Origin of the sequence: Actinacidiphila sp. bgisy167 (assembly GCF_965342175.1) — a bacterium.
Classification (GTDB): domain Bacteria; phylum Actinomycetota; class Actinomycetes; order Streptomycetales; family Streptomycetaceae; genus Actinacidiphila.
Genome location: NZ_CBDRBL010000001.1, coordinates 192,181 through 198,424, shown reverse-complemented (window position 1 = coordinate 198,424; position 6,244 = coordinate 192,181). Strand labels below are relative to the sequence as shown.

Annotated in this window: 6 protein-coding genes; 5 read left to right on the top strand and 1 reads right to left on the bottom strand. The window is 72.3% G+C overall.

Annotated elements, in window-relative coordinates; all coding sequences use genetic code 11:
• The first annotated feature begins 481 nt into the window (after window positions 1–481).
• Genes ACRWND_RS01035 through ACRWND_RS01025 form a run of 3 tightly spaced genes read left to right on the top strand, consistent with a single transcriptional unit; the run spans window position 482 to window position 3,522 of the window.
• The gene (locus tag ACRWND_RS01035) at window positions 482–1,129 is read left to right on the top strand and encodes an HAD family hydrolase (RefSeq protein ID WP_431944772.1); all 648 of its coding nucleotides are present in this window, start codon (window positions 482–484) and stop codon (window positions 1,127–1,129) included.
• A 43-nt stretch (window positions 1,130–1,172) separates the two neighbouring features.
• Entirely contained in the window at window positions 1,173–2,396 is a 1,224-nt protein-coding gene (locus ACRWND_RS01030) for an MFS transporter (protein ID WP_431944770.1), read from the top strand.
• Entirely contained in the window at window positions 2,347–3,522 is a 1,176-nt protein-coding gene (locus ACRWND_RS01025; RefSeq protein WP_431944768.1) for an acetoin utilization protein AcuC, read from the top strand. Before ACRWND_RS01030 ends, ACRWND_RS01025 begins: the two co-directional genes overlap by 50 nt.
• Before the next feature lie 128 nt (window positions 3,523–3,650).
• On the opposite strand, the gene ACRWND_RS01020 is transcribed toward ACRWND_RS01025, so the two are convergent.
• Window positions 3,651–4,697 carry an amidohydrolase family protein gene (locus ACRWND_RS01020; protein WP_431944767.1) on the bottom strand — a complete coding sequence of 349 codons (1,047 nt, stop codon included), beginning with the start codon at window positions 4,695–4,697 and terminating at the stop codon, window positions 3,651–3,653.
• Between the two features lie 346 nt (window positions 4,698–5,043).
• Between ACRWND_RS01020 and ACRWND_RS01015 the strand changes: the two genes are divergently transcribed.
• Window positions 5,044–5,859 carry a phosphatase gene (locus ACRWND_RS01015; RefSeq protein WP_431944765.1) on the top strand — a complete coding sequence of 272 codons (816 nt, stop codon included), beginning with the start codon at window positions 5,044–5,046 and terminating at the stop codon, window positions 5,857–5,859.
• A gap of 128 nt (window positions 5,860–5,987) precedes the next feature.
• Entirely contained in the window at window positions 5,988–6,200 is a 213-nt protein-coding gene (locus ACRWND_RS01010; protein ID WP_018558718.1) for a helix-turn-helix domain-containing protein, read from the top strand.
• Window positions 6,201–6,244: the final 44 nt, after the last annotated feature.

Below are 6,244 nucleotides of genomic sequence, written 5' to 3'. Positions count from 1 at the left end.
CATCGACTCGGGAACCGGGGCTTTTTTGCGTTGGTGCCAGGTCGTCAGCGCACACCGATCCATAACTCCGCGACGCCGGGCGAACACGCCTCAGGCGGAACGAAGGGTGCTTGCCGGCCAGAGGCGTTGGCCTGGCCCTCGCTGCCCTCGTGCCGGGGCGGAAGGGGAATGCGGTGCACGGTGCGCCACGTCCGGTGGACGGGTCCAGGACGGGGCGGCCGAGAACACGCACCGAGCCGTAGCCGTTGGGCAGGGTGTCGAGGACGACGATGCGCGGCTCACGTGCCGGAGCCGCGGGCCCTGTGAGGTGGCGAGGACCGTCAGGCCCGCGCCGGTGAGTGTGAGAAACCCGCGTCGTCTCACAGATCTCCCGCCAGTGCTGGGGCGTTGCGTCCCTCGCCGGTCACTGTGGTGCGAAGGGGCAGCGGGAGGGCGGGTTCGGCCGCGTCGGCCGGGACCCGTGCCCGATTACAGTGGGGCGGTGCGCTACGACCTGGTCATCTTCGACAACGACGGCGTGCTCGTGGACAGCGAGCCGATAGCCAACCGCATCCTGGCGGGCCTGCTGACGGAGGTCGGGCACCCGACCTCCTACGAGGAGTCCGTCCGCGACTACATGGGCTCTGCGATGCACCGCGTCCACGATCTGGTCGCCGAGCGCACCGGGCAGCGGTTGCCGGAGGACTTCGACGCGACCTACTACGCACGGGTCTTCGACGGCTTCCGGCGCGAGCTGGAGTCGGTGCCGGGTGTGGCGACGGTGCTGGACAAGCTGGCGGCGGACGGGATTGCGCACTGCGTCGCGTCCTCGGGCAGTCACGAGCGCATCCGGGTGGCGCTGAAGAAGACGGGGCTGTACGAGCACTTCGGCGAGGAGCGGATCTTCAGCGCGCAGGACGTCGGGCGTGGGAAGCCGGCTCCGGACCTGTTCCTGCACGCCGCGCGCACGATGGGCGTGGCTCCGGAGCGGTGCGCCGTGGTGGAGGACAGTCCGCTCGGGGTGCGGGCCGCGGTGGCGGCCGGAATGGACGCCTTCGGCTTCACGGCGATGACGCCGGCGGAGAAGCTCGCGGGGGCACGGGAGTTGTTCGCGGACATGGCCGAACTGGCGGCGAAACTCTTCGTGTGACCGCTCTACCCGTCCGTAGCCGGCAGCCCTACGCTGCACGCTCATGGACGGCATCGACGGCGGTCTGCGCCATGGACGGGCCTCGCTGGCCGTCGGCTTCTTCGCGCAAGGGGCGACCTTCGCTCTGCTGGTGACCCGGATCCCCGCGCTGCAGGACCGCTACGGCGTCAGTGACGCGCTGCTGCCCGCGTTCTTGGCCGCGGTGCCGGTGCTGGCGGGTGTGGGGAGCGTCGCCACCGAGCACCTGGTGAAGCGGGTGCGGCCGAGCGTGGTGCTGCGCTGGGCGCAGCCGGCGGTGTGCCTGGCGCTGCTGGGGGCCGGCGCCGGGGAGGCGTTGTGGCAACTGGCCGCGGCGCTGGCCGTCTTCGGGATATGCGTCGGCGCCCTGGACGCGTCCATGAACATGCTCGGGGTGAGTCTGCAGCGTGCCTACGGCCGCAGCATCATGCTGGGCTTCCACGCCGCGTACAGCCTCGGCGGCATCCTGGGGGCGTCGCTGGCTTGGGCGGGGGCGCACTGGCAGCTGTCGCTGGCGCTGCTGTACGGGCCGGTGGTGGCGGTGCTGATCCCGCTGACGCTGGTGGGCAGCCGCTGGTACGTCGACGGGAGGGCGGAAACCGGCGGCACACCCGCCGCGTCGGCCGCGGCTCCCGTGGCGATGCGGTTGCTGCTCCCGCTGTGCCTGGTGATGGCGTTCGCGTACATCGGCGACTCCACCGTCTCCAACTGGAGCGCGAAGTACCTGCAGGACGTGCTCGGCGGTTCCGAGCAGCTGGCCACCGTCCCGTACAACGTCTACATGGTCACCACCCTCCTGGGCCGTTCGGTCGGGGACCTCGGTGTGCGGCGCTTCGGGGCGGCAGCGGTGGTGCGGGCGGGCGCGCTGGTGGCGGCGGCGGGCTTCGCGGTGGTCGCGGCCGCGCCCGGCGCGTGGGTCGGGATGGCGGGCTTCACGCTGCTGGGGCTGGGCCTGTGTGTGATCGTGCCGCAGACGTTCGCGGCTGCCGGGCGGCTTTTCCCGGAGGCGTCGGACACGGCGATCGCGCGGCTGAACATCTTCAACTATGTGGGTTTCCTGGTCGGTTCACCCCTGGTGGGCGCCTTGGGCGACGCCTGGAGCTACCGGGGGGCGATGCTGGTGCCGATGCTGCTGGTGGCGGCGACTCTGCTGTACGCCCACTCGTTCGGGACCGATTCCGCCCGATACGGTGTCGGCCATGAGCGGCCGCGCACAGCTGATGTGGGACGAGCAGGTAACGGGCTATGACTTCGGTCGCGGGCACCCGATGGATCCGGTGCGGCTCGCACTGACCATGGGACTGGTCCGGGCCTTCGGCCTGGATCGCGCGGTCACGGTCGCCGCGGCACCCGCGGCCGGCGACTCGACGCTGCGACTGGTGCACGACGCGGAGTACGTGGCGGCGGTGCGCCGGGCCTCGGCCGACCCCCGGGGCCTGACGGAGCTGGCGTACGGGCTGGGCACCGTGGACACCCCGGCGTTCGAGGGCATGCACGACGTCTCGGCGCTGATCGCGGGCCAGTCGGTCGGGGCGGCGGAGGCGGTGTGGCGCGGCGAGGTGGCGCACGCGGTGAACTTCGCGGGCGGTCTGCACCACGCGATGCCCGCGATGGCTTCGGGTTTCTGCGTCTACAACGACGCCGCGCTGGCCGTGGCCCGGCTGCTGGAGCTGGGCGCGGAGCGCGTCGCGTACGTGGACGTGGACGTGCACCACGGCGACGGCGTCCAGACGGCCTTCTGGGACGATCCGAGGGTGCTGACGATCTCCCTGCACGAGCACCCGCGCACCCTCTTCCCGCAGACCGGGTGGCCGGAGGAGACCGGCGGCGCGTCCGCGGAGGGCACCGCGGTGAACGTGGCGCTGCCGGCCGGCACGGGGGACGAGGGCTGGCTGCGGGCGTTCCACGCGGTCGTGCCGGAGCTGCTGGCGGCCTTCCGTCCGCAGGTGCTGGTGAGCCAGCACGGCGCGGACACGCACTTCGAGGACCCGCTGGCGCACCTCGCGGTGAGCCTGGACGCGCAACGGGCCGTCGCGGAGGCGCTGCACGGCCTGGCGCACGAGCACGCCGGGGGCCGCTGGGTCGCCCTGGGCGGGGGTGGCTACGCGGTGGTGGACGTGGTGCCCCGGACGTGGACGCACCTGGTGGGCATCGCCGCCGGGCGGCCGATCGCGCCGGAGACGGAGACGCCCGAGGAGTGGCGGGCGGAGGTGTACCGCAGGACGCGCCAGATGGGGCCGCTGCGGATGACGGACGGGCGGGACGCGGCGTTCACCGGTTTCGAGGACGCAGGGTACGACCCGGCGGACCGGCTGGACCAGGCGATCCTGGCGACCCGGCGGGCCGTCTTCCCTCCGCACGGGCTGCTGCCGTAGGTGTACCCCGGCCGACACGTCGGTGACAGTGCCGGTCGGTGCTCGATCATGGCGGGACCTCGGGGCGCGGTGGAGATCCCCGTTCTCACTCGAGGCGTCGTCAAGGACGGTGGATCGACGCGTGACCTTCAGGCGATGACCCGGCCGCGGAGGATGATGCGGCTGGGGTGGTCCAGAGCGGAGGCGTCGAGCGCGGGGTCGGTGTCGTAGGCGACGAGATCGGCGGGGGCTCCGTCGACCAGGCCGGGCAGGCCGAGGTAGGAGCGGGCCGACCAGGAGGCCGCGCCCAACGCCGCTTCGGGCGGCAGGCCCGCACGGACCAGCCATTCGATCTCCGAGCCGACGGTGCCGCACGGGAAGCTGTCGGTGCCGGCCAGGACGCGGACACCGGCCTCGTGTGCGGCTCTCACGTTGGGCAGCATCGCGTCCCATCCGGCCAGCCACCAGTTTCGGCGGGCGCTCGGTTCGGCGGCCCGCCGCCGGTCGGCTCCGGAGCCGAAGACGCTGAGCGTGGGGACGAACGCGGTGCCCTGCTCCGCCATCCGATCGATCAGGCTCGGGTCCAGGTGCATGCCGTGCTCCAGAGTGTCGACTCCGGCCAGGACGGCGTTGCGACTGCCCTCGCTGGTCTGGCAGTGGGCGGCCACCCGGCCGCCGATCGAGTGGACGGCCTGGACGACAGCGGTGAGGACGTCCAGCGGCAGTGCGGGTTCGTCATGCCTCCAGTCCCCGATGACCTTGCACCAACCCGACGACGCGGTGGCCTCCTCCACGGCTGCGCGGACCAGGTCGGCCTCGGTCACGTGTCTTCCGAAGCCGGGGAAGAAACGGCCCGGGGTGGCCAGCCAGCGTCCGGCCGAGTGGACGCGGGGCATGTCCGGGTCCTCGTCCACCCAGTCGGGGATGCGGGCTGCGGACCCGGGCGTGCGTACCAGCAGCACTCCGGCGTCCCGGTGGTCGGTCAGATGCCGCCGAAGCGTCGCGTCGCTGAACGGGGCCTCGATGCTCTCGGTGCCGGGGTGGGTATGTGCATCGACCAGGCCGGGCAGCAGCCAGCCGCCGTCGACGACGAGCTCGGCATCCGGGGCGGCCCCGGCCCTCAGCCGGCCGCCCTCGATCCGGAAGGAACGCTCCTCCCGCTCGGGCAGTACGACACCGCGCACCTGCAGCACCACCAGTGGCCTCCCCGCGGACCTGCCTGCACGTCGGTCGGTCTCACTGATCCTATGAGGGGCCGCGGCAGGAGGACCCCTGCGTCAGTCCGCAGCGTCAGTCCGCAGCGTCAGTCCGCTCTCCGAGGCCGCGCTCGAATCTCGCTCCGGCGGACGAGGGCGACGAGGCGGGGTGCGTTCGCCGTCCGCCACGAAACGCCGGCCGGTCGCGGGGGCCTCTTCCCCTCGCTGGGGCCGTGGGGTCCTGGAGGGCCGTCTGGGCGGGGGTGGCGATCCGAACGACCGCACCCAGGGGTGATGTCCGGCCCGTTCCTGCACGAGAGGGGGCAAGGGAGGCCACCATCGGCGCGTGGTGACTGCTGCCGCGCTGCGTGCGCATCTGGTGGAGGCGGGGATCGCGGGGGCCGTGGCGACTCCGCGGGAGAAGAGCCTGCGCAGCTATCGGCTGTTCGCGGCGGGGGACCCGCGGCAGACGCTGGGGTTGGACCCGGCGCGGCCGTGGACGCAGACCGCCCTGCTGCGGCTGATGGCCGAGCGGTGCGGGGTGTCGCCGGACCCGGGGCACACCCGCGGGCAGGAGGTGATCGACCCGGACCGGACGCTCGCGGGGCTCGAGGCCTTCGCCGTCCGGCTGGGGGAGGCCGCGCGGCGCAGGGAGCCCGTTCTCATCGGTACGGGTCATCCGCACCGGCTGCTCGGGTTCTACGCCGGATTGGCGGCCGCCCTGTCGGCGGCGGGCTGCCCCGTTCTCACCCCGTCGCATGGCCGATGTGTCGACATGACGACGCAATTCGGTCTACGTACCCACAACCTCTGGTACGCGGAGGGCGTCGCGACGGTGCGGTCCGTGCCGGGCGAGGGGGCCATGGGAGCGCCGGCGGTGCACACGCACTCCCCGCTCCCGGTTCGGGTCGCGCTGGCGGGCGCGGCTGGAGGCGCAGGGCCGCTGCCGAGCCTCGTGGTGGGGGACCACGGCTGGGTCTGCGGAGCAGGTCAGCTCGGCATCGAGGCCATCGGGCTGGCCGACGCGGACGACCCGGCGGTCTTCGTCGCGGAGGCGGAGGGCAGGGTCTCGGTCGCGGTTCCGCTTGATGACGCCGTGCGGTCCGACCACTACCGGCCGCTGACGCGCTATGTACTCAATCGAGCGTGTCTGTCACAGTAGTCAACCGATCGCTGCTCCTCTTCCCCACTTGCATCACCCGCACCTAGTCTGGGGAGGAGCGCACGTGCGAGAGGGAGTCACCGGAGGGGAAGCCGGTGCCCGTCATGTGCGGAAGGTTCAGGTGTGTCATGGCTTCTAGCGAGAGGCCTCTCAACGAGGTCGTGTTCCTGACCGTGGCAGAGGTCGCCGCGGTGATGCGAGTGTCCAAGATGACCGTGTACCGGCTGGTGCACAGCGGTCATCTGCCGGCGATCCGGGTGGGGAGGTCCTTCCGGGTACCGGAGCAGGCCGTCCATGACTATCTTCGTGAGTCCTACGTGGGGGTGGGGGAAACCGCCTGACGACCGGCCTCGGTTTCTGCTCGGCGCTTGCGGACGGGTAGGCT